At 53.4% G+C, this 19,756-nt stretch carries 32 protein-coding genes; 3 read left to right on the top strand and 29 right to left on the bottom strand.

The window, feature by feature from the left end; all coding sequences use genetic code 11:
- Position 1: 1 nt before the first annotated feature.
- The 15 genes from ACLJNW_RS08345 to ACLJNW_RS08275 all read right to left on the bottom strand — a co-directional run bounded on the left by ACLJNW_RS08345 (position 2) and on the right by ACLJNW_RS08275 (position 8,259).
- Positions 2–532, bottom strand: coding sequence for a phage tail protein I (locus tag ACLJNW_RS08345; RefSeq protein WP_023185411.1), 531 nt, complete (start codon positions 530–532; stop codon positions 2–4).
- Positions 525–1,433, bottom strand: a complete 909-nt coding sequence (locus tag ACLJNW_RS08340; RefSeq protein ID WP_065680859.1) for a baseplate assembly protein — start codon at positions 1,431–1,433, stop codon at positions 525–527. Before ACLJNW_RS08340 ends, ACLJNW_RS08345 begins: the two co-directional genes overlap by 8 nt.
- A 6-nt stretch (positions 1,434–1,439) precedes the next feature.
- Positions 1,440–1,787, bottom strand: coding sequence for a GPW/gp25 family protein (locus ACLJNW_RS08335; protein WP_065680858.1), 348 nt, complete (start codon positions 1,785–1,787; stop codon positions 1,440–1,442).
- Positions 1,784–2,425, bottom strand: a complete 642-nt coding sequence (locus ACLJNW_RS08330) for a phage baseplate assembly protein V (protein WP_065680857.1) — start codon at positions 2,423–2,425, stop codon at positions 1,784–1,786. Before ACLJNW_RS08330 ends, ACLJNW_RS08335 begins: the two co-directional genes overlap by 4 nt.
- A gap of 68 nt (positions 2,426–2,493) precedes the next feature.
- Entirely contained in the window at positions 2,494–2,943 is a 450-nt protein-coding gene (locus tag ACLJNW_RS08325) for a phage virion morphogenesis protein (RefSeq protein WP_001293162.1), read from the bottom strand.
- Positions 2,936–3,403 (bottom strand): phage tail protein, encoded by a 468-nt coding sequence (locus ACLJNW_RS08320; protein WP_001169074.1) that lies wholly within the window; start codon positions 3,401–3,403, stop codon positions 2,936–2,938. The genes ACLJNW_RS08325 and ACLJNW_RS08320 overlap by 8 nt, the downstream gene beginning before the upstream one ends.
- Positions 3,366–3,611, bottom strand: coding sequence for an Rz1-like lysis system protein LysC (gene lysC, locus ACLJNW_RS08315; protein ID WP_229025472.1), 246 nt, complete (start codon positions 3,609–3,611; stop codon positions 3,366–3,368). Before lysC ends, ACLJNW_RS08320 begins: the two co-directional genes overlap by 38 nt.
- Positions 3,511–3,924: an Rz-like lysis system protein LysB gene (lysB, locus tag ACLJNW_RS08310; protein WP_000866102.1), complete on the bottom strand. Its 414-nt coding sequence runs from the start codon at positions 3,922–3,924 to the stop codon at positions 3,511–3,513. Before lysB ends, lysC begins: the two co-directional genes overlap by 101 nt.
- A complete protein-coding gene (locus ACLJNW_RS08305; protein ID WP_001144116.1) occupies positions 3,921–4,418 on the bottom strand; it encodes a glycoside hydrolase family 104 protein in 498 nt (165 codons plus the stop codon). The genes lysB and ACLJNW_RS08305 overlap by 4 nt, the downstream gene beginning before the upstream one ends.
- On the bottom strand, positions 4,405–4,701 hold the full coding sequence (locus tag ACLJNW_RS08300; RefSeq protein WP_024157130.1) for a phage holin family protein: 297 nt from the start codon (positions 4,699–4,701) through the stop codon (positions 4,405–4,407). The genes ACLJNW_RS08305 and ACLJNW_RS08300 overlap by 14 nt, the downstream gene beginning before the upstream one ends.
- Before the next feature lie 3 nt (positions 4,702–4,704).
- Positions 4,705–4,908, bottom strand: coding sequence for a tail protein X (locus ACLJNW_RS08295; protein ID WP_000868400.1), 204 nt, complete (start codon positions 4,906–4,908; stop codon positions 4,705–4,707).
- A complete protein-coding gene (locus tag ACLJNW_RS08290) occupies positions 4,908–5,414 on the bottom strand; it encodes a head completion/stabilization protein (RefSeq protein ID WP_000214255.1) in 507 nt (168 codons plus the stop codon). Before ACLJNW_RS08290 ends, ACLJNW_RS08295 begins: the two co-directional genes overlap by 1 nt.
- A 93-nt stretch (positions 5,415–5,507) precedes the next feature.
- Positions 5,508–6,257: a terminase endonuclease subunit gene (locus ACLJNW_RS08285; protein WP_065680856.1), complete on the bottom strand. Its 750-nt coding sequence runs from the start codon at positions 6,255–6,257 to the stop codon at positions 5,508–5,510.
- A 3-nt stretch (positions 6,258–6,260) separates the two neighbouring features.
- Positions 6,261–7,328: a phage major capsid protein, P2 family gene (locus ACLJNW_RS08280; protein ID WP_065680855.1), complete on the bottom strand. Its 1,068-nt coding sequence runs from the start codon at positions 7,326–7,328 to the stop codon at positions 6,261–6,263.
- Between the two features lie 76 nt (positions 7,329–7,404).
- Positions 7,405–8,259 (bottom strand): GPO family capsid scaffolding protein, encoded by an 855-nt coding sequence (locus tag ACLJNW_RS08275; protein WP_001085932.1) that lies wholly within the window; start codon positions 8,257–8,259, stop codon positions 7,405–7,407.
- A gap of 165 nt (positions 8,260–8,424) precedes the next feature.
- Between ACLJNW_RS08275 and ACLJNW_RS08270 the strand changes: the two genes are divergently transcribed.
- From ACLJNW_RS08270 to ACLJNW_RS08260, 3 genes are read left to right on the top strand one after another with little or no spacing between them, the layout of a single operon-like run.
- Entirely contained in the window at positions 8,425–10,197 is a 1,773-nt protein-coding gene (locus tag ACLJNW_RS08270) for a terminase ATPase subunit family protein (protein ID WP_023135430.1), read from the top strand.
- Positions 10,194–10,940 carry a terminase large subunit domain-containing protein gene (locus ACLJNW_RS08265; protein ID WP_023135429.1) on the top strand — a complete coding sequence of 249 codons (747 nt, stop codon included), beginning with the start codon at positions 10,194–10,196 and terminating at the stop codon, positions 10,938–10,940. Before ACLJNW_RS08270 ends, ACLJNW_RS08265 begins: the two co-directional genes overlap by 4 nt.
- A complete protein-coding gene (locus ACLJNW_RS08260; protein ID WP_015973893.1) occupies positions 10,937–11,959 on the top strand; it encodes a phage portal protein in 1,023 nt (340 codons plus the stop codon). Before ACLJNW_RS08265 ends, ACLJNW_RS08260 begins: the two co-directional genes overlap by 4 nt.
- Before the next feature lie 522 nt (positions 11,960–12,481).
- On the opposite strand, the gene ACLJNW_RS08255 is transcribed toward ACLJNW_RS08260, so the two are convergent.
- The 14 genes from ACLJNW_RS08255 to ACLJNW_RS08190 all read right to left on the bottom strand — a co-directional run bounded on the left by ACLJNW_RS08255 (position 12,482) and on the right by ACLJNW_RS08190 (position 19,689).
- The gene (locus tag ACLJNW_RS08255) at positions 12,482–12,676 is read right to left on the bottom strand and encodes a hypothetical protein (protein WP_001749800.1); all 195 of its coding nucleotides are present in this window, start codon (positions 12,674–12,676) and stop codon (positions 12,482–12,484) included.
- A gap of 133 nt (positions 12,677–12,809) precedes the next feature.
- Positions 12,810–13,019, bottom strand: a complete 210-nt coding sequence (locus ACLJNW_RS08250) for a hypothetical protein (protein ID WP_001749801.1) — start codon at positions 13,017–13,019, stop codon at positions 12,810–12,812.
- A 207-nt stretch (positions 13,020–13,226) separates the two neighbouring features.
- The gene (locus tag ACLJNW_RS08245) at positions 13,227–13,958 is read right to left on the bottom strand and encodes a hypothetical protein (protein WP_001728608.1); all 732 of its coding nucleotides are present in this window, start codon (positions 13,956–13,958) and stop codon (positions 13,227–13,229) included.
- Positions 13,959–14,040: 82 nt separating this feature from the next.
- Complete coding sequence (locus ACLJNW_RS08240; RefSeq protein WP_023185401.1) at positions 14,041–14,481, bottom strand: DinI-like family protein; 441 nt, start codon at positions 14,479–14,481, stop codon at positions 14,041–14,043.
- 117 nt (positions 14,482–14,598) lie between these two features.
- A complete protein-coding gene (locus ACLJNW_RS08235; RefSeq protein ID WP_410961055.1) occupies positions 14,599–16,821 on the bottom strand; it encodes a replication endonuclease in 2,223 nt (740 codons plus the stop codon).
- On the bottom strand, positions 16,812–17,093 hold the full coding sequence (locus ACLJNW_RS08230) for a DUF3850 domain-containing protein (protein WP_015406377.1): 282 nt from the start codon (positions 17,091–17,093) through the stop codon (positions 16,812–16,814). The genes ACLJNW_RS08235 and ACLJNW_RS08230 overlap by 10 nt, the downstream gene beginning before the upstream one ends.
- On the bottom strand, positions 17,090–17,362 hold the full coding sequence (locus ACLJNW_RS08225; protein ID WP_000058620.1) for a DUF5405 family protein: 273 nt from the start codon (positions 17,360–17,362) through the stop codon (positions 17,090–17,092). The genes ACLJNW_RS08230 and ACLJNW_RS08225 overlap by 4 nt, the downstream gene beginning before the upstream one ends.
- Positions 17,359–17,943 (bottom strand): exonuclease domain-containing protein, encoded by a 585-nt coding sequence (locus ACLJNW_RS08220; protein WP_015406378.1) that lies wholly within the window; start codon positions 17,941–17,943, stop codon positions 17,359–17,361. The genes ACLJNW_RS08225 and ACLJNW_RS08220 overlap by 4 nt, the downstream gene beginning before the upstream one ends.
- Positions 17,940–18,167, bottom strand: coding sequence for a TraR/DksA family transcriptional regulator (locus tag ACLJNW_RS08215; protein ID WP_000752599.1), 228 nt, complete (start codon positions 18,165–18,167; stop codon positions 17,940–17,942). The genes ACLJNW_RS08220 and ACLJNW_RS08215 overlap by 4 nt, the downstream gene beginning before the upstream one ends.
- On the bottom strand, positions 18,167–18,394 hold the full coding sequence (locus ACLJNW_RS08210; protein WP_001246237.1) for a DUF2732 domain-containing protein: 228 nt from the start codon (positions 18,392–18,394) through the stop codon (positions 18,167–18,169). The genes ACLJNW_RS08215 and ACLJNW_RS08210 overlap by 1 nt, the downstream gene beginning before the upstream one ends.
- A gap of 69 nt (positions 18,395–18,463) precedes the next feature.
- A complete protein-coding gene (locus ACLJNW_RS08205) occupies positions 18,464–18,664 on the bottom strand; it encodes a hypothetical protein (RefSeq protein ID WP_024139157.1) in 201 nt (66 codons plus the stop codon).
- Entirely contained in the window at positions 18,651–18,878 is a 228-nt protein-coding gene (locus ACLJNW_RS08200) for a phage filamentation protein Fil family protein (RefSeq protein ID WP_001749807.1), read from the bottom strand. Before ACLJNW_RS08200 ends, ACLJNW_RS08205 begins: the two co-directional genes overlap by 14 nt.
- A gap of 7 nt (positions 18,879–18,885) precedes the next feature.
- Positions 18,886–19,395, bottom strand: a complete 510-nt coding sequence (locus tag ACLJNW_RS08195; RefSeq protein WP_000459331.1) for a phage regulatory CII family protein — start codon at positions 19,393–19,395, stop codon at positions 18,886–18,888.
- A gap of 30 nt (positions 19,396–19,425) precedes the next feature.
- Positions 19,426–19,689, bottom strand: coding sequence for a hypothetical protein (locus ACLJNW_RS08190; protein WP_000135596.1), 264 nt, complete (start codon positions 19,687–19,689; stop codon positions 19,426–19,428).
- Between the last annotated feature and the right edge of the window lie 67 nt (positions 19,690–19,756).

The following is a 19,756-nucleotide window of genomic DNA, read 5'->3' as shown; positions in this document are numbered from 1 at the left end:
CTTATCCCGGGTAAACCGTAATAATATCGCCGTCGCAGGACACGCCGCCGGTATACAAATAACCGGGAATGTCCTGGACAATATTCAGGCCAGTAAGATGACGACTGGCTGGCTTTGCATCCGCAATCAGTCGCTCCATTTCGAAATACATTTCCTCGGTAATGCCACTTTCAAGCACCCCGATATCAAGCCGGAATGTGCCTGGCGGGTCGCCGCTTTCCCACCATTCCGTTACATTGATGACATAGCCGAGTGGCTCCACTACCCGACGGATTGCGCCGATAGTCCCCTTGTGGCAGTGAATGAAATATGCATCACTGATAACGGCACGTTTTGTTCCCTCCGGCCAGTTCTCATCCCACCGGTCGACAGAAAACGCCCACGCCAGCCACGGCAGCAAATTTTCCGGACAGGTGTCAGGGTTCCACAACGCGCGGATGTTGACCGGCGTTCTTTCAATCTCGGCACATGCCCTTGCGGCGGCAACCTCCAGTGGCGATGAGCCTACCGGCAGCAATCGTGAGTCATTCATCAGAGCCCCCGATTACAAGGCTGTAGTCAGTGCAAAAGGACGCCTGTGTGTTATCGAGAACAATATCCGCGACCGGTGCCGCCAGCTCCACCCGCTGAACACCCTCAACATGCAGGGCGGCATAAATCGCTGATTTACGGATATCGCGCCCGAGGCGGTGCTGCGCGCTGATATAGGCTTTCAGCTTTGCCTCAGCCGCCGCCCTGATGGGTTCACTTTCCGGGCCGGGATAAAGATAAAGCGTGGCGTTAATCTGGTAGTTAACAATTTCGGCTGACTGTACCGTCACCCGGTCAGCGACCGGCCTGACATCTTCTGCGTTCAGGGCATTGCGCACAATTGCAAGCAGTTCCTCAGATGCGACGCCGTTGTTTTCACGTGACAACACGGAAATCGTCACACAGGCTGGCGACGGGCTGATAACTGAAATATCGCCGACGCGCCCGTCAGCACTACGGCCATGATACTGGTACGACCCGACAGACCCCGCCACGCTCAGTCCCTCAAAAGCCTGCTGTATACGCAGACGATAATCGGCGTCGAGTTCCATTTCTGCCGGGGTGGGTGGAATGGTGGTGTCATCAGCAGGCGTGACGACAAGGCGCTCAACACTGAAATTCGCCCCGATATTATCGAGGTCACTGTCTATGGCATAAGCCAGCATCACTGAGCGTGCAGCTTCATTGACACGCTGACGCCAGATAACCTCACGGTAGGCGTTTTCCTGCAGCAATTTAACAATTGGCTCAGACTCAAGCGCGAGCGTCCGGGCGACGGCTTCCTGCTGGTCTTCAGGATAGAGCGAAATCAGCGTTGCAATGCGCTCCGCAAGGATAGTTTCATAGTCCAGTTCCTCGACCACATCGGGTACAGGTAGCAGGCTCAGGTCAACAGTTGCCATAGTGATTTAACTCAGTGAAACAGTGGTTGAAACTGACGCACCGGTATCGGTACGCATCCCGGTAATATCGACATACATCTCGCCAGCGTCGCCGGTCTCAAAACTGATGGAGGTAAGCCTGATGCGTGGTTCCCACTTCTGGATCGCGGAATAGCACGCCACCATGATTTGCAGCCTGAGCGCCGGGTTTTGCGGCATATCAATCAACGCAGACAGGAGCGAGCCATATTCACGACGCATTACCCGCGAGCCGACCGGCGTCAGCAGAATGTCGCGCATGCTCTGGCTGATATGCTCACTGTCACTGATACCTATGCCGGTATTGCGGTTCATCCCCAGATAACGCGCTGTCATTTTGTGCCCTCCGTCCAGTTACCGCCCCGTTGTACGCCGCCGTGACCGTGGTTATCGACCTGCACGCCGTTTGATTTCAACGTGCCACCGGTATGTTCGATGTTTCCCCGCATGGCGCCGCCTTTCTTCACCTCAAGCGTCGCCGTCGTCAGTTTGTTGGTGCATACCACCTCCGGGGTGTCGAGGGTGATACGTTCTGCCGCTTTTACCAGTACCACCGGCACGGTGGCGGTAATGGACTCCGATGCCGTCACATCGGCAGTCTTGATGCCGCTGACCGTCAGCGCACCGGTTTCCGGCTCATACTCCATAACAGCGCCGTCGGGGAACACCACATGCCACGCATCCGCCGAGGCTGACGGGGCAGGGTTATCGTCGGAGAAAATCCCCGGCAGCACGAAAGCAGTATCAAGCTCGCCACCAATTGCCAGCAGCAGCACCTGCTCACCGACCGAGGGAGCCCACCATGTCCGCGAACGACCGGCGCGGGTGGTCATCCAGTTCAGCCATGCAGTCTGGATCCCGCCGCTTTGCACGCGGCACAGCCCCTGCGCGGTATCGACCTCAGTCACCACACCTGAGCGGATGAGGTTGCGAATCGCGCGCGCGAGCTCCTGTATCGTGGATAACGTATTCATAGTGCAAGAATGCCTCTGGTCTGGAGCCGCGCCAATTCGCGCGGCTCCGGTGATGACTCACACAATATTTATTTGCCGAGGTGACTGAGAATGACGTCTTCAATCATCTGCTCATCGTCGCGGGTGAAACCGAGTAGCGGGCGCGCCTCGTACTGCACCTCCCGGCTGTTGCGGTTTGGCCGGTCTTTGAGCCCGTACTGATGCACCCGCGCCATGCGCTGCACTTTGCCGGTAAATTCCACCACCGCCGCACTGTCGCTGCCTTTGGCTTTCATAAAGCGGTTAGTGCGCAGTCTGGCGAACATTTCGCGCCTGATACGGCCTTTCTTACTTCGCACCGGCTGGCGCTTTCGGGCGGCATACGGGGTGCCGTCGGGTGCCTGCTGTCGCCTGATGCGCTGCTGCTGACTGGCGCGCAGTTTTTTTGCAATGTCAGCCGCCATTTGACGACGCGCCGCCGGTGACAGGCTGGCAATCAGACCGGCAAGGCGCTCCTGCAGCGAGGTTAACTCACTCATCCCACTTACTCACCAGCTCGCCGTTAACGTACAGCTCGACCGGGCGCGTCACTGGCTCAGGCAGCGGTGGCTCAGGGGCATAGCTGACATGCAATGCGCCGTCGACCTCTTTGACGAGCGTGCGCTCGGTGAGTCTCAGGCTGATACTGATATCGAGCGAATCGTCGTTATTGATATCAATCATCCATGTGAATCCTTTCTCCCGCCCGTCGTCGGTGGTCATAATGTCCGGCTGATGCTCACGCAGCCATGCCTGTACCGGCACAAATATCAAATCGAGGTCGCCGGTAAAGTCAGTCACCACCACGTTAAGCACGTACACCTTTTCAAACGACAGCGAGCTCTCCAGTCGGGAATCCGTATGCCCGTTATCAGCGAACAGGCGCAGCATATCGGGGTTGTTTCGGAGCTGCGGCACGGCGTTAATCAGCGCCTTGCGCAGGCTTTTGTGCTTCTGCATCGAGTTCATCCTGACAGTGTTTGACGGTTTTGACCTGCAGCGCGCAGGCGGTCAGCGCGCCCTCAAGGCGGCGGATATCAGCGCTCAGGTCACCATTAGTTTTCGGATCACTTCCCGGCATCGGGCAAAGGCTCACCCTCGGGCATCCGCTGACCACAATCACCGGCGCTGGCGCAGGCGGCGCGGGTGTGCAGCCTGCGCACAGCATCAGGCAGAGGAGCGTTATACCAGCGGCGAAAGGCTTCATTTTCATCAAGTAACCTCGTTATCGTCTGCTCGCGGCGGTTTGCTTCTGCGCCTGCCTTTGCGAGCTGTTCGCGCAGTGCCACCTGCGCGGATTCATTACGTCGGGCGAGCTGGCCAGCGACACTGAGCTGATTTTTCAGCATGCCAATCGTCGCCTTTTGCTCGCTCGCAACGCGGTTTGCCGTCTCAAAGGAGCGGGATAAATTGCCATTCTCATGGCGCAACCACATCAGACCGAGCACGGCCAGCACAAACAGCGTTATCAGGACTTTCATGCCACCACCCCGCCAGCCGTGCGCCAGACGGTAACCAGCTTTTCGAGACTGTGCTCGCGCTGGCCGTAACCGGCACCCGGCAATGACGCCCAGATATTCCGGCAACGGGAAACAGCACGCTCAATACGCCCCGCCCGGATATCGTCAATAGCACCGCGCTCCCGGATTAACTGGATCGCGAGCTTGTCCTGCGACAGTGGGCTGAAATCAGGCAATGCGAGCTGTTTTTTATAGTGCGGCCAGAACATATAAAGCTGCTGGTAACGCCCCGATGCCGTGGATTTCTCGCCACGGCGATTAAACACTTTCGCGGGTCGGCCATGTGCGAAAGGGTGGTCGCTGTAATCGGTGAAAATCTCTGGCCTGCCATCAAGGCCGGTAACAATGACGTCGTAGCCACGGTTTTTCGTCAGCGGATGGTTCGCCGTTCCTTCGGAATACGCCAGCATGTCCAGAAAGGCGGCGATATTCTGGTGAGTATTAATGACCGGCATCGCCTTTCCCCTTCTGTGACTTAAAGCGGCGCTGAATGGCGATTTCCACCACCTGATAACCGGCAATACCGAGCATGGATCCAATACCGCACACGGCGGGCAGTGACATATCAGGAAACTGCACCAGAACAACACCGGCGACCATTGAGACAAAACCGCCGAGCAGCATGCGCCCGACAAACAGGCGCGGGGTGATGGGCTCACCACCTGCCAGCACTTTTCCGACCACAATCAGTGCCCCAATCACAAACAGTGACAGGACGCCTTTTTCCCCTTCTGTCATGGTTTACTCCCAAAGATTGATAGTTTCAGTTACGGGTGAAGACGGCACATCGGGCAGGTCAATTGCCGTGCCATGCGGCAGAATGACGCCCAGCTCAGACAGGCCGGGATTAGCCTGCAGCACCGTTTCAACAACGCCCTCAGTGCGCCCGTAATACCGGGCGCAAATCACGTCGAGGGTGTCGCCCTGCATCGACCTGACCTTCATCAGAGCTGCCCCACGATGCAGCGCGGTTTGTCCTGCAGACGCGCGACCGACCAGCGCATATCCCGCCACAGGTCATCAATGGTGGTTTCGACGCTGTCGGCTTTTTTGTCACCCTTGCCGGTGGCTTCAACACCGCGATAGCGCTCATACAGGGTGGCGGTTGCCATCGCCGTTACGGCGCTCAGATAGTGGAAAATACGCACATTCTCGCCATCGATTTCCTCAGCAGGCACGTCGGCCAGATGCTTAAACCCGGCGGCAGTCTGGCGCAGCCGGTAGTCGTAAAGCTCCGCATTGGTTTCCGCCATGCCAGTTCTGATGGCATGGCGCAGGCGCGCATCGGAAACCGTCTGCTCAAGCCGCATCAGCTCGCGCACACGCTTCGGATCCACATCAGGGAAAAAGAACGTGTTTTTAATTACTGCGTCGCCCGTCTCCGGTACGGGAATCACCACGCCCGGTACGTCCTGCGGTTCGTCGGGCTGGTTCAGAATCACTGTCGTCATGACAACCTCATCAGGTTGGGCGGTGGACGCCGGTCGCCGTCAGGGTCAAAACCCGCTTTGACCGGCGTGCCGCCCGGCTCGGGGAGCGTTCAGTTAACCGGCGGTTTTTACCGCCTTTGATGGACGCCCGCGCTTTGCTGCCGGTCTGGCGACAGGTTTGCGCGTACGCGGTTTAGTCGTTTTACGGGGTGGTGCCTCCGCTTTTGGCTTCAGTGCGCGTTCCAGCCGCTCAATCTCCTTGCGCACACCGGCATTGCGGTCGAGCTGCATCGCGCGCTGAAACTGCGCCAGCGCTTCGGCGTTCTGACCGATATCGCGCAGGGTCAGGCCTGTCACCTTATGCAGACGGGCACGCACCATATCGGGAACGTCAGCGCCGTCGGTCAGGTCGATAGTGGTCTGCAGCCAGGAAAGGTCGACAGATTCACCGGCATCGCGCAGACGCAGTGCGGCAAGCGCCACCTCCTCAACCAGCATGTAAGGTGTCGTGCGGCGATGGTCAGTGGTGAGGCCGTATTGCAGCGCGTAGGGCGCAATTTCCAGCGCGCCAGCGATATCACCGGCATCAAGACGCCATAGCATGACGGTCATGACAATGTCATCCTGCGCACCACGACCATCAGCCAGCACACCGGCGACCCACGGCGCATAGAACGGCAGCAGCTCGCGCTTTTTCGCGGCTTTACGCTCGTTTGAACGGATGTTTTTTAACGTGCGGCGGTCATCGGCCAGCTTAACCAGCATCTGCTCATAGGCGGTTGCATGGCGCAGCGGGGCTTGCTCCCGCTGCGCGGCTTGAGAGGCCGAGACCCGCATCATGTGACGCTGTGCGGGGCTCGTCATGGTTTAGGCTCCGCTTTCCGGTGCTGCAGGTGCGGTGAAATCGCCCAGGGTGATGTTTTCCAGCAGGCACCCGGCGGCATACGCCTCGACCACATAGTCGATATTCATCGACTCGTAGTTTTCAACGCGGTCTTTTTTCGGGTTTTCATCAATGCTGCGGCGGTGGCTCTCATCCATGAAATAGATAGAGAGGTTTTCCAGAGTAGTTACCAGTACGGCATTCGCCGGGAAGTACGGCACGCGCACAGCAGGCAGGTTGCCGATTCGCTTCTGGCTGATGATGATATCTGCCGCGAGCGCCTCGCTGTTTTCCTGCGGCTTGTTCACCAGCGGGAAATATTTGTCGGCCAGCAGCTTACGGCCAACGATGGCAACGAGTTTCGGGTCATCCTGATAAACCTCGTCAATCAGGTTATTGGTCGCATCCATCACCAGCGCGTCGAGGTTCTCATAGTCGCCGTTTCGACCGACGCGAATCACTGCCGAAACGACCTTACCGTCAGCATCGGTGATATTGCTCATCACACGCGTCGGGGCTTCATTGCGGTATTTCTGCAGCCAGCCGACGGCCACATCCTGCAGCATCGGATTTTGGGTACGGTCAGAGGTGGCGGCGCGGGTGGTACCGTTAAAACCGGCCATGATGAAATCGAGCGCCTGACGCTTGACAATGGCGTCGCGGATGCGGCGCTGGAAGTCCTGAAAACGCGCCCACAGGTCGAGGGTTTTATATTTCAGGTGGAAGTCAAAGTTAATCTGGTCGCACTCGTACTTGTTGGATTCAAGCGCGGTGAAGTCTGCGGTCTTACGCTCATCATCGCCCGAGGTATCAGTCGTGCTGGCGATAGTACCGGTCACACCGACGCCGATTTTCTCACCCTTCATTTCTGCGACCGGCAGAATATTAATCGTCTGCAGAAACGCGGATGACTCCTGCACTTTGTTCATCAGCGTTTGCGTGACGGACGGCTCGACAGTGAATTTTTTACTGACGTCATCAGTGCTGATGCCGTTCAGCTCAGCGACGCGGGTCAGATAGGCATTAAACTTAAAACGGGTTTCCGGGCGCATAGTCTTTCCTGTTTGAATTTATCGGTTAGTCACTGCATCGGGCGGGGTTGCCGCCCGGTTTCTGTTCTGCGGTTTATCAGCAGTCGGTCAGCAGCTCATCGCCACCGCCGCCGCTGGCTTTCGTGCGTCGCGGCTGGCTGAAACTTTCGGTTTTGTCGAGGGTGGTTTTCAGGGCGGAAAATGCCTGGCTGGTTTCTTCAACCTTGCCGGTCAGTTCCTGTTTAAAGGTGGCTAGCGCGGTTTCCATATCGGAAAGACGCTTATCCTGCGCAGTGAGGCTGGTCTGCACATGTTCGCTGACGGTGGTCACCGCCTCATGCACATCATTCAGGCGCGCATCGTCGCTGACCTGTTTACGGCTGAAAATGGCTTTCACCTTGTCGGCCAGGCTGTTGAGCACCGTGTCGGGAACGTCTTCAAATTCCAGTTCGGCCAGCGTGGCGACTGAAAAGACATTTTCAGGACTGGCCTTAAAGCGCTGCAGCGGGTTGTGCTTCGCCTTGCGGCAGAATTCGAGGTATTCAGTACCGAGGCTCGCAGGGTCATCAGTGACCGCAAGGCCGACAAGATAGCATTTGCCGCTGTTACCAAAATTCGGCTGAATTTCCATAGAGGTATAGACCTTCTGCGCGGCTTTATTCATCGCGATAAGGTCATCGGTCGGGGTGATTCTGGCGAACAACGCCCATTTGCCATTCAGCGCAGAATCGTCGTCAATCTTTTCGGCTTTCAGCTCAACCACATCGCCATAACGTTTAAACATGCCGTCGGGCAAAAGGCCGCGAATGTGTTCAAGGTTGATACGGCAACCGTAGACGCGCGGGTCATAGGTTTCGGCCATTTCCTGAATATCGCTGGCGCTGATAATGCGCCCGTCGCAGGTATCACCCTCGACGCCGATGCGAAAGAATTTTGAGACTTTTTTTGCCATTGTCAGGAGTCCTGAGGTTGGGGTTACGGGTCAACGCCAGTTTCCAGTCTCAGGACGCGCCAGACCACCAATGACGACTGGATAACCTCCCACACAACAGCACCTTAGCGAATCACTGACGGCCATTAAGTAGCCTTGCCCTGAATCCACTACGGCGAGGCATCAATGACCATTTCCACCGATACAACCTTATTGCATGACCCGCGACGACAGGCATCGCTGCTTTACTGGCAGGGCTTTTCCGTGCCACAGATTGCCGAAATGCTGCAGGTCAAGCGCCCGACCGTGCAGAGCTGGAAACAGCGCGACGGCTGGGACGGCATCGCACCGATTTCCCGCGTCGAAAGCAGCCTTGAGGCCAGGCTGATTCAGCTCATCGCCAAGCCGCAAAAGTCAGGCGGCGACTTCAAAGAGATTGACCTGCTCGGGCGGCAGATTGAGCGACTGGCGCGCGTCAACCGCTACAGCCAGACCGGCAACGAGGCCGACCTTAACCCCAACGTTGCCAACCGTAACAAGGGGGAGCGTAAGAGGCCGAAAAAGAACTTTTTCAGCGATGAGGCTGTCGCAAAGCTGGAAGAAATTTTCTTCGACCAGTCTTTCGAATACCAGTTGCAGTGGTACCGGGCAGGACTGGCGCACCGTATTCGCGATATTCTCAAATCCCGCCAGATTGGCGCGACGTTCTACTTTTCCCGCGAGGCACTGCTGCGCGCGCTCAAGACCGGCCATAACCAGATTTTTCTGTCGGCCAGTAAAACGCAGGCTTACGTGTTCCGGGAATACATCATCCAGTTTGCGCGACTGGTTGACGTCGACCTGACCGGCGACCCGATTGTCATCGGCAACAACGGCGCAAAGCTGATTTTTCTCGGCACCAATTCCAACACCGCGCAGAGCCATAACGGCGACCTGTATGTCGATGAAATATTCTGGATCCCGAATTTTCAGAAACTGCGCAAAGTCGCCTCGGGCATGGCATCGCAGAAGCACCTGCGCTCAACCTACTTTTCGACGCCCTCAACGCTGGCGCACGGGGCTTACCCCTTCTGGTCGGGTGAGCTGTTCAACAAGGGGCGCGCCAGTGCCGCTGACCGCATCGAAATCGACATCAGTCACCGCGCACTCGCCGGTGGTCAGCTCTGCGATGATGGCCAGTGGCGGCAGATTGTCACTATTGAGGACGCCCTTGCCGGTGGCTGCACCCTGTTCGACCTCGACCAGCTCAGACGCGAAAACAGTGATGAGGACTTTAAGAACCTGTTTATGTGCGAGTTTGTCGACGATAAGGCATCGGTATTCCCGTTCGAAGAGCTGCAGCGCTGCATGGTCGACGTGATGGAAACATGGGAGGACTTCGCCCCGTTCGCCGACCATCCATTCGGCTCGCGCCCGGTCTGGATTGGCTACGACCCGTCCCACACCGGCGACAGTGCCGGATGTGTCGTACTCGCGCCGCCGGTGGTTTCGGGTGGCAAGTTTCGCATGCTGGAGCGTCACCAGTGGAAAGGCATGGACTTTGCCGCGCAGGCAGAAGGCATCCGCAGGCTCACTGAGAAATACAACGTCGAATACATCGGCATTGACGCGACCGGCCTCGGTCTCGGCGTATTCCAGTTGGTGCGCTCATTCTACCCGGCGGCTCGCGGTATCCGTTACACACCAGAAATGAAAACCGCAATGGTGCTCAAGGCGAAAGACACGATTCGCCGGGGCTGTCTGGAGTACGACGCCGGTGCAACTGACGTCACACAGTCGTTTATGTCCATCCGCAAAACCATGACCAGCAGCGGGCGCAGCGCCACCTATGAGGCCAGTCGCACCGAGGAAGCCAGTCACGCTGATATCGCATGGGCCACCATGCACGCCCTGTTAAACGAACCGCTTTCTGCCGGTAGCGGCATGCAGCCTAAATCCATTCTGGAGATTAACCAATGAAAAATAATGTTTTCTCACAAAGCCAGATTCAGGCAATGGCCGATATTCTGCACAATGACAGTTTTGACTATCAGGCAACATGGTTGCGGGTCGGAAAACTCAATATCGACCGCAGCATTACTAAATCGCGCCAGATTGGCGCAACGCTGCTATTTAGTCGTGAGGCACTGCTCGATGCGCTGACAACGGGCGATAATCAAATCTGGTTTGCTCATTCAGTTGAGCATGCGCGCGTGGCGCTGATGTACATGAACAATCTTTCAGCACGCGTCGGTGTCCGTCTGGCGAGCAACGGTTACAGCGTACAGCTTGACAGCGGTGCGACTATCAGCCTTGTCGGCGAGGAATCCCATTGCGCCGCGCTGGCGGGTAATGTCTACCTGGATGAGTTCGGATGGTTCAATAACCCGTTAAGAGCGGCAAAAGTCGCAGCGGCTATAGCCTGCCATAAACGCCACAGCCTGACGATGTTCACCTCTCCCTCTGATAATTATGACGCTTTCCGGGTGTGGAACGGCACGTTCCGCAGGCATCGACCGACACCGCTAATCAATACCGGCGACAGTGTATTCTGTACAGATAGCGTCTGGCGCCAGTCGGTCACACTGGATGCAGCATGCCAGCGCGGGTGCAATCTCTTTGCACCTGAGGAAATTAAACACGAATACAGCGACGATGATTATCGCATGTTATTTGGTTGCGACTGGTCTTTCGCTGTTGCAGCGGGTGAGGTGGCAGCATGAGCAAGCGCAAGCCACGCAAAGCAGTTGCCATGACCGCCAGTGCACCGCAAAAAATGGAGGCGTTCACCTTCGGTGAGCCGGTGCCGGTACTCGATAAGCGCGACATTCTGGATTACGTCGAGTGCATCAGTAACGGCAAATGGTACGAGCCGCCGGTCAGCTTCTCCGGGCTGGCAAAAAGCCTGCGCTCTGCAGTGCATCACAGCTCACCGATTTACGTTAAACGCAACGTGCTCGCGAGCACCTACATTCCGCACCCACTGCTGTCCCGTCAGGATTTCAGCCGCTTTGCGCTCGACTATCTGGTATTCGGTAACGCCTTTCTTGAGCAGCGCCACAGCGTCACCGGCCAGTTAATCAAACTGCTGACTTCACCGGCAAAATACACCCGGCGCGGGGTCGATGACTCGGTTTTCTGGTTTGTGGAAAACTTCACTCAGCCGCATGAGTTCGCACCCGATACCGTGTTCCACCTGCTGGAGCCTGATATTAATCAGGAGATTTACGGCCTGCCTGAATATCTCAGCGCGCTTAATTCTGCGTGGCTGAATGAATCCGCGACGCTGTTCCGCCGCAAGTATTACCAGAACGGCGCGCACGCAGGTTACATCATGTATGTGACTGACCCGGCGCAAAGCGCGACTGACGTCGAATCGCTGCGCGATGCAATGCGTAACTCTAAAGGGCTCGGCAACTTTAAAAACCTGTTTTTCTACTCACCGAACGGGAAACCGGACGGCATAAAAATCGTGCCATTGAGCGAGGTCGCCACAAAGGATGACTTTTTCAATATCAAGAAAGCCAGTGCCGCCGACCTGATGGACGCTCACCGCGTGCCGTTCCAGCTTATGGGCGGCAAGCCCGAGAATATCGGCTCACTCGGTGACGTTGAGAAGGTGGCAAAGGTATTTGTGCGCAACGAGCTGTCGCCGCTACAGGACAGATTCAGGGAGGTAAACGACTGGCTCGGCATGGAGGTCATCAGGTTCAAAGAGTATACCCTCGATAACCCGGAATAATTCCCCCTCAAGCCGCCAGTATTGGCGGCTTTTTCATACCCCACCACCATCACGCCTCAGACGCGCCACACGCGCACAACCACACCCGATCATCAACGAACCGACAGCGACCACGAAAGCGCCATCACGACGCGCTCAGACGATAATTTTTAATATTACGCACCACCGCTGGCGCGCAATGCTTTCCCCGCCACGCCTGCCCGCTTTATGGGTCGGTTTTAATGCAGTTGCATGACCACTCTGGATCCGCGCCAGCTCTGGTGGCGTACGGCCAGAACGGGCAGGCCTGACGCATGCAAAACCATGCACCTGTTGCATGCATGGCTAAAAAACGGGAAATTCGCGGAAAAATGGCATAAAAAAACCGGCATTTTTGGTGCCGGTTTGAATCAGGTTTATTGAGGTCACTTGTTGCGCAATGCGCCAATAACACTGTTGAGGCACATGCTGGCAACAATCAGCAGAAAAATCGTTGTCCACGGATTTTCATAAACGAGAGATAACATATTTATATGGTTCCTTTTATTTGCGCATTCTGATGTGATTTAACAGGTGTTTGATAACGACTGAAAGCTCATCTTTATTAGCCTTTTCGACCATTTTTGCGGTGTAGCTTTCCACCTCGCGAGAGCTCAGGTCGTTATTTAATGCCATTAAAATCAGATTCTTTGCCCAATCGGCAAACGGGTCTTTTTTCGATGAAAGGTGATTTTGCATGTCCAAAAACCTCGAATTATTTAACCAGCAGACGGTGGAAGTATTTGCGACGCTATGACCGGCTAACGCCTCGCGTAGCTCGTTGTTCAACCCCGTCAGCACTGAAAGCGAGTTTCAGCGCCGACGGCGTTTGCTATGGTCGACGTGGTGGCGGTGCGTAATGTGCCGGTCTGCTGATATTATCCAGTTTGCCATAGTTATCCCTGACTATTTCTGCACACCCGACCAACTCTGCTGGAGTCAGGTTCTCATTGACCATTATCGTCTGCAGACGATGAACGATAGCCATAAGTTTTATGCTTTTAGTTTTGTGCTGCGGAATTTCGCCCGGTAGTCGATGCATATTATCGCCCTCAATGAATTTTATTTAGTGTCCTCAAGACGCCACTATAAAATCCGATAAGGTAACGTCCCATTCATCACGGGTGTGTAACCAATAACACATCGAGAAACTTTGAAAGGTAGAACTAACGCCTCGCGGTGCGAGTTGTTCAACGCCGCCAGCACTGAAAACAAGTTTCGGTGCCGGCAGCGTTTGTCACTATGTTATTTAATTGTCCAGTATCGAATCGACCTCACCCGTTCGCACGTTGACGCGTGCTGCTACGGTTTGTTTGACCACGCCACCATAAGCATTAGTGCCGCGAAACGTTGTTTTTACAACGGCATGCGGGTCTTTATTCAAAATCAGATGGTAGACCGTTGAAACATGCTTATAAGAGGAATCATCATTCATGCTGGCTTTTATCAGCTTCTCTAACGGGCGATAAGAGCCATCCCAACCACTAAAATTACCCTGAAATGCGTCAAGGTTGATTTTATTATTTAGGGATTGTGGATCCTTCTCAAAGTCGTTAAAACACCATTCCAACACATCACCGAGCTTTAACGCATCATCTTTCGTAAAAGTGTACTCACTCATACAGGCATAAAAAGCATCAGCAGAGCTTACCGGTACACCTTTGAAGCCAACATAACCTTTAACGATATCGTGCCGGGTTTCTTTTGGCTCATTGCGATATTCTTTGAGGGTCTTATCTGCGTACTCAAAGATTGGCGTAGTCGGTTCCGCTTTAACCTCCTGCACGTCAGCTTTTGCCACAGGCTGACTTTTTTCAGTCGGCCATAATATTGAGCCAATAACACCCAGCGCCAGACAGCCACCAAGATAAACCGCACTGGAGCGCTTACGGTTCGGCATTCGAACCAGCGACGGCTTGATTAACCCCACGATAAAAGCAATAAAGAGAGCCAGAGATAAAAATGCTATTACGGTATCCATGATTTTCCTTTATGTGTAATCCCCATACAAAACAACCCCATGCTATCAAACATGGGGTCGAGGGTTGCACATTTTTCAGGGATTAACGCCAGCTCTCATCTTCCCACACTTCCTTAAGGATGCTATCCAGCGCTTCGCGGTCTGAATCTTTATCGAATCCCATCAGCTCGACACCGGTCATGGCTCCCTTTTTAACAGTAACGCGCGTTGAGGGGAAAACAGACTGTATTCGCTTGGTCAATTCGCATTGAAAAGCATCAATTACCGGCTGGCCGATTTTTTGGTCTTTATCCAACGTGATATTTACTTTCACCTTGCCCTCCTTTGCAAAGGTTTCATCAACAGGTGGCGCGGAAAAAACAACAGAAAAATTATTATTTTTCATTAGGTTGCCTCTTGCTATCTCCGCGATTAAATTCAATGCAATTTCACGATCTCTTTCCTTACAAGTACCTTCAGCAGTCAGACGCGCAATCATTTCGACCCGCTCAATCATAACGTGCTCGTTTAGCTCTCTATCCACACAACCTCCATTACGAGATACTGTATATGCATACAGTAACACGTAATAACCAAAGGTGTGAAGAAAAAATCACAGTTAAACACACTGTATGTACATGATATGGATGAATATTAACGATTATATTTTCGTTGCGAGTTCAGCTAAAGCCGCAACACGATTGAGGATTATCCTAGCCTTAGCCTGATACGATGGTGCTGAGGTAAATATTTCTCCCTTGGCCGTTCCTCTCAACCATTTACCGTTAAAGCAACTTTTACCACCGGCCATCAGGTGCAGGGCTTCGCCCCGGCTGATTGTGATGCCGGTAGTCAGATGTATCTCGTCGATAGTTTTCGCTATAGCTGCGTTTTGCTCATCCGTTCCGTGGATAAATTTTCGCCGTATTGCTGGCTTTTGCTTCCTGAGTCGGTTTGTCAGCTCTCGTTTTTCACGTCGACTTAGGGGTTTAGATAAATCGAGTTCCGGTGGATCGCTTTCGCTTCCCGTACAGTTATTGACAGAACTCCGAGAGGGCGCAGGAGCGCCCTTAACGTCAACGGCCAAATCAACGGCACGCTTCGGCACAATTTTCCACTGCGTAAGCCGGGTTAAAATCGGAGTGCCTGCACCAATGGTGGAATCGTACACACCTTTGATACAGACTATTTCCTCACCATACTGATTAAACTCTGTTCGCGGCTCGTAAAGAGTGCGCACCTGTAATTCGTCCCGACGGACGAAAGGCCCACCCTGAGCGTTAACATAGTCAGCCCAGCGGCCATAATGAGCGGCGTCATGTACTTCGGCGAATTCAACACTAAGCGCCCTTGCCGTTTCTGGGTCAGCCATTTTTCTAAGCTCCCTATATACCGTCACAGGAGCACCGCCGATAAACTGAAACTGACGGATATGCCAGCGAGCCGCCCATGCTGAAACGGCGGGTGCCGTCTCTTTTAGCAGCTCACCGCTTTCGTCATCGGTTTCGTCATCGAGAGCATAACCGTCGATGTTTTTAGAGATGTATTTCGCGACATAGCCGGTAGCACTGCCTTTCTCCGGGTCGATAGCCTCAGCATGAAAGCGGGCTTTTTTAGCCTTATCACTTTTAAGTTCGTGGTGGTCTTCCTCCCATGCATAATCGCGGATGATGAGGCGCACGCGCTCGACGTCTTCTGGCAACATGAATATAAGCATGTGCCAATGCGGCGTTCCGTCGTGATGAGGCTCGGCAACACGTATGCCGAAAATGCGAATTTCTTCCCGATGTAGCTTGGCACGAATGCGCGCCCAAAGGCCGGTTAGGTAGCTCTGCGTGTCCGACGGGCTGGCCCCGTTCCATTTGCTGTTACGGTATCCCGCTTTAGTCGTGGCATGATATTTAGACGGTGCGGTCAGGGTGTAGAACTCCCCGACGTATCCGAGTTCATTGCAGATATTTTCAAACCCACGGATGCGGGTCATCAGCTCGCAGCGGCGTATCTCAGGGTTAGCGACCGAGCCGTCAAATTTTTCAATCAGGCTGATACGGTTGCCGTCTTCGTCTTCGAGATCCAGACCTTTGAGAAATTCACGAGTGCGGCGCTTTTGTTCACGCCAGTCAGTCACGCAGTTTTTACTCGCATAGGCATGCTTTTTCTTACTGACGTTGCCGACAGTAATTTGCAGATGTTCACGCCATGCAGCCGCAATGCGACGCAGACGACCACGCCACCACACATCGTTAAACATGCGAGCGATGGCCGGGGCGATTTCATCTTCTCCGACATATTTCTTTGTCACTCGCTCCCAATGCGGAGGGGTAACATTGAATTGCAGAGAAATAAAACCGGCGCGCATGTACCAGGTGTACAGCGTTTTAAGCTCGCTAAATCCGGTGTCATCAATGTCAGCCAGTTCAGCGCGAATGAAATTAGCGATATCAGCGGCCAAAAGGTCGATATCGGCGCGTGACATGTCCGGGAGGCGGTTAAATCTGGCGACCATATTGACCATGCGTGACGCCAGATATTGCATAAGCTGGGTATCAAAATGACCATCGAAAACAGCGGCTGATACATTGCTGTTAATACCCGCGCACTCGTATTTTTTTGCGACCAGTTCAAGACGCGGCAATGCCTTTTTGCAGAAGCTGATTAAAAAAGCATTGGCTCGTTGACTGCCCTGATTTTGTTCCAGCACTGCAGCGGTGCGATAAACATCAAAACGCACGCACTCAGGCTGGAGAGAAAGCACCTTTCTCGCATGCAGCAAAGCCGCGAACATACGGTCGCGGCGATACTGTTGGTCATAGGTAAGATATGGGCTGGCTATTGCCGACCGTGGAGCGTTCCACGGGTAAGCATAGTTAACGCTTACCCGCATAGTACCCCCATTTGCCTGCGCTGTATGCTTAACATCACATATCCGGGAGCCCACTCGTTAAGGTCAGTTACATGAGTCACCAGCACGTAGACAAAAGCGCCGGTAAAACCGACCTTTTGCGGATCATATTCGCAGGGGCCATACTCGTTTAAGCAAAGTAAATCCCCTACAGCAAAAGCACGGTCAGCAAGACGAAACTCGGCTTTTTTCGTTCCATTGAGGACAGCCTGAAAAAACTCAGGCCGAATTTTTAGTTGATGTGTTTTTCTCATGCCGCCGCCTTGATTGAGGAGGCGCACATTTCTCCGATACGCTCGATTTCAGTGGCCATTGCGTCAAGAGTGGTAATTGATGTCTGCTGAATATGATGATGAATCAACCCGGAAATAAGCTGGTTAATCTTCGGGTAATAACCGATGGTGTCGAGCCATTCCTCGCCAGCTTTTTTACCAGACTTAACGACTTTCTTTTCATTCAAGATGAATTGATACTGGTCGCTGGTAATAACCCATTTGTCGCCTATTTCAATGCGGAGGCTCATGCAACACCACCCCGAGCTAAAGCCCTAACAAGTCCTAAGGTCATTTTGCAGTCAGCTAAAGCTCGGTGCGCTTGCCCCTCAAGCTTTACTCCTTCACGTTCAGCGGCATCAACCAACTTATGCCATTTATACCCTTTATATTTCCCCGGCTCGTCGCGATATTCTGCATATAACATCATTGCGCAAACAGAGTTATATGCGAGCATATATGGCGCAGCTACAGAAGACTGTCCATGCAATGCGTAAGTCTGTTTAATTAGCCGTATGTCATAATCAGCGTTATAGATAACAAACCCAAACCGCATAAATAGCTCTTCCAGAGTCCTGCATATATCTGTCCACGCAGGGGCAAAGGCAACCATTTCATTGGTAATGCCATGAATGGCTATTGCCTCATCAGGAATAGACTTTGTAGGCTTAATAAGCGTATTGAGCATAATAGAACCATGACTATCAATAATGCATATTTCTACTATTTCCGCATCCGCGCCCAAACCTGTAGTTTCTGTATCAATGAATAAAAAACCTTCCTCAAGCCAATACCTTGCTCGTTGGCTGATTGTCATTTCTTTTGTTTTCACACTGTACCTCCGTTGTAATGTTTGTTTTTCAGTTCGATGATTTGCTGGCAGGTCACGCAAAAGGCCACACCCGGTATCGCAATGCGGCGAGCTTCCGGGATTGGTGCGTCACATTCTTCGCAGAGAAAACGGGAAGGTGCAGCGATACGGCTGCGCGCGTTGTTGATGTGGCGCTCACGGTCTTCCTGCTCACGCTGTTGTGCAAAATCCATTGCGTCGGCCATCAGTGCAGCTCCTGTGATTCATTCTCAAAGCGGGTTGCTTCACGGCGCAGCAGTTCGGCAGCTTCGGTGCCGCTCATACCCTCTTTGGTGATATGGATAGCCAGCGCCTCAAGACGGATTGAAACAGCGAGCGCGCGGTCTTTACGCTCTTCTTTTTTTGCATCGGTCAGCAATACGGCCAGCGCATCACTATCAGTGTTAAAACTACGGATTTCGGTATTACGCATAATTGATTCTCCTGATTTCGGGCAATAAGAAGCCCGGCGGGTTTACGCCAGATAATTTCTTTTGTTTAATTAGCTATAACCAAATACGACGGCTGGTTTACTTTTCAATTGGCTGATAATTTCAGCTTTCAGGCTATCTTTAAACTGCTTGCAGCACTCCCATTCCGGGTCAACTCGTAAAATTACCCCATCGCGGGTTTTAATTTCAAAACCGTCTTCCATGTTCGGAATCATGGCACCTAAAACAATCCTTAATTCATCGCGTGACATGTTTAACCCCTTTAATAATAAAGTGGACAATACGAATAATTAAAAAGTCTGACGATTTCGGCGGCTTTGTTTTCAGCCCTTTTAATAATTCGGACTGTGAGTGGCTCGGGTGCCAGCGCTTGCCGTCCTTACCTGCGATCCAGCCGTGGCCGTAGTGCATGCCTGGGCTTTGCTTGACGAGCAGAGACGCGAATGACGGTTCACCTTTCAGCATACGCACCTCAAATCAGACCAAACGATGCGCCAATACCACTCATGGTATCGACCACGCTCGACATAGCGGGATTAGTCTGCAGACGTGCATGCAGCGCCAGTGCCGACAATGACAACATGCGAATGCCAGCGTTAACGCTTTCAATCATGTTGTGCTTACGGGCAGAGGTCAGACGTTCATCAGATACCGCACCGCTTGCCAGTTCGCCGAGTTCACGCATTGCGCGCATGACATAAGACTGCAATTTGTCTTTAGCCAGCTCATTAACCGGCACGCATGGCAGGCAATGAATCTGCGCCAGAAAACCATCAACGAGGGTTGAGTCTTCGGTCAGGTCAGTCAGCAGCCACAATTCAGGCGGCGTGAACTGGTGAGGTTGTTCCGGGTTGAGCTTGTTACGTAACGTTTGAACGTTCATACCCGCACGCTCGGCCAGCTTCGCCATGTTGTGACGTTGCGCAAAAGCCCGGCACGCTTCGTCATAGTGGGGATGTTTGGAAATCTGAAAATCAAACATGTTGCATCCTTAAAATTCACATAAAGTGAATCAAGCGCCTATGACAAGTTGAAATCGGGAATGGCCCAACACCTTACGCAACTGGTCTTCTTTCCATCGTGCGTAATAAATGCGAACAGGACCGCCAGCTTTCTTGCAGCCTTTACGGATTTTGCGAGGTTCGATTGGTACACATGGATTATCTCCTGTCGTCCAACGGTAAGCGGTGCGCTCTGAAACCCCCTCAAGCTCTGCGAACTGCTGCAGGGAAACCACAGGGGCTGGGATTTTGAAGATTGCGATTTCGGAAGCCATGTTGCATCATTTCCTCTTTGCCAATATTTGCCATATGGTTGCCAACGTTTGCCAATGTTTGCCACCA

The sequence above is a fragment of the Salmonella sp. SAL4457 genome (genome assembly GCF_046548235.1).
Classification (GTDB): domain Bacteria; phylum Pseudomonadota; class Gammaproteobacteria; order Enterobacterales; family Enterobacteriaceae; genus Salmonella; species Salmonella enterica.
The sequence above is the reverse complement of the archived record's forward strand: the minus strand, read 5'-3'. Positions and strand labels throughout refer to the sequence as shown.

Bases quoted from the DNA above. Each gene is read 5' to 3' on its own strand.
- ACLJNW_RS08345 (WP_023185411.1), bottom strand. From the start codon at position 532: ATGAATGACTCACGATTGCTGCCGGTAGGCTCATCGCCACTGGAGGTT.
- ACLJNW_RS08340 (WP_065680859.1), bottom strand. From the start codon at position 1,433: ATGGCAACTGTTGACCTGAGCCTGCTACCTGTACCCGATGTGGTCGAG.
- ACLJNW_RS08335 (WP_065680858.1), bottom strand. From the start codon at position 1,787: ATGACAGCGCGTTATCTGGGGATGAACCGCAATACCGGCATAGGTATC.
- ACLJNW_RS08330 (WP_065680857.1), bottom strand. From the start codon at position 2,425: ATGAATACGTTATCCACGATACAGGAGCTCGCGCGCGCGATTCGCAAC.
- ACLJNW_RS08325 (WP_001293162.1), bottom strand. From the start codon at position 2,943: ATGAGTGAGTTAACCTCGCTGCAGGAGCGCCTTGCCGGTCTGATTGCC.
- ACLJNW_RS08320 (WP_001169074.1), bottom strand. From the start codon at position 3,403: ATGCAGAAGCACAAAAGCCTGCGCAAGGCGCTGATTAACGCCGTGCCG.
- lysC (WP_229025472.1), bottom strand. From the start codon at position 3,611: ATGCTGTGCGCAGGCTGCACACCCGCGCCGCCTGCGCCAGCGCCGGTG.
- lysB (WP_000866102.1), bottom strand. From the start codon at position 3,924: ATGAAAGTCCTGATAACGCTGTTTGTGCTGGCCGTGCTCGGTCTGATG.
- ACLJNW_RS08305 (WP_001144116.1), bottom strand. From the start codon at position 4,418: ATGCCGGTCATTAATACTCACCAGAATATCGCCGCCTTTCTGGACATG.
- ACLJNW_RS08300 (WP_024157130.1), bottom strand. From the start codon at position 4,701: ATGACAGAAGGGGAAAAAGGCGTCCTGTCACTGTTTGTGATTGGGGCA.
- ACLJNW_RS08295 (WP_000868400.1), bottom strand. From the start codon at position 4,908: ATGAAGGTCAGGTCGATGCAGGGCGACACCCTCGACGTGATTTGCGCC.
- ACLJNW_RS08290 (WP_000214255.1), bottom strand. From the start codon at position 5,414: ATGACGACAGTGATTCTGAACCAGCCCGACGAACCGCAGGACGTACCG.
- ACLJNW_RS08285 (WP_065680856.1), bottom strand. From the start codon at position 6,257: ATGACGAGCCCCGCACAGCGTCACATGATGCGGGTCTCGGCCTCTCAA.
- ACLJNW_RS08280 (WP_065680855.1), bottom strand. From the start codon at position 7,328: ATGCGCCCGGAAACCCGTTTTAAGTTTAATGCCTATCTGACCCGCGTC.
- ACLJNW_RS08275 (WP_001085932.1), bottom strand. From the start codon at position 8,259: ATGGCAAAAAAAGTCTCAAAATTCTTTCGCATCGGCGTCGAGGGTGAT.
- ACLJNW_RS08270 (WP_023135430.1), top strand. From the start codon at position 8,425: ATGACCATTTCCACCGATACAACCTTATTGCATGACCCGCGACGACAG.
- ACLJNW_RS08265 (WP_023135429.1), top strand. From the start codon at position 10,194: ATGAAAAATAATGTTTTCTCACAAAGCCAGATTCAGGCAATGGCCGAT.
- ACLJNW_RS08260 (WP_015973893.1), top strand. From the start codon at position 10,937: ATGAGCAAGCGCAAGCCACGCAAAGCAGTTGCCATGACCGCCAGTGCA.
- ACLJNW_RS08255 (WP_001749800.1), bottom strand. From the start codon at position 12,676: ATGCAAAATCACCTTTCATCGAAAAAAGACCCGTTTGCCGATTGGGCA.
- ACLJNW_RS08250 (WP_001749801.1), bottom strand. From the start codon at position 13,019: ATGCATCGACTACCGGGCGAAATTCCGCAGCACAAAACTAAAAGCATA.
- ACLJNW_RS08245 (WP_001728608.1), bottom strand. From the start codon at position 13,958: ATGGATACCGTAATAGCATTTTTATCTCTGGCTCTCTTTATTGCTTTT.
- ACLJNW_RS08235 (WP_410961055.1), bottom strand. From the start codon at position 16,821: ATGCGGGTAAGCGTTAACTATGCTTACCCGTGGAACGCTCCACGGTCG.
- ACLJNW_RS08230 (WP_015406377.1), bottom strand. From the start codon at position 17,093: ATGAGAAAAACACATCAACTAAAAATTCGGCCTGAGTTTTTTCAGGCT.
- ACLJNW_RS08225 (WP_000058620.1), bottom strand. From the start codon at position 17,362: ATGAGCCTCCGCATTGAAATAGGCGACAAATGGGTTATTACCAGCGAC.
- ACLJNW_RS08215 (WP_000752599.1), bottom strand. From the start codon at position 18,167: ATGGCCGACGCAATGGATTTTGCACAACAGCGTGAGCAGGAAGACCGT.
- ACLJNW_RS08210 (WP_001246237.1), bottom strand. From the start codon at position 18,394: ATGCGTAATACCGAAATCCGTAGTTTTAACACTGATAGTGATGCGCTG.
- ACLJNW_RS08205 (WP_024139157.1), bottom strand. From the start codon at position 18,664: ATGTCACGCGATGAATTAAGGATTGTTTTAGGTGCCATGATTCCGAAC.
- ACLJNW_RS08200 (WP_001749807.1), bottom strand. From the start codon at position 18,878: ATGCTGAAAGGTGAACCGTCATTCGCGTCTCTGCTCGTCAAGCAAAGC.
- ACLJNW_RS08195 (WP_000459331.1), bottom strand. From the start codon at position 19,395: ATGTTTGATTTTCAGATTTCCAAACATCCCCACTATGACGAAGCGTGC.
- ACLJNW_RS08190 (WP_000135596.1), bottom strand. From the start codon at position 19,689: ATGGCTTCCGAAATCGCAATCTTCAAAATCCCAGCCCCTGTGGTTTCC.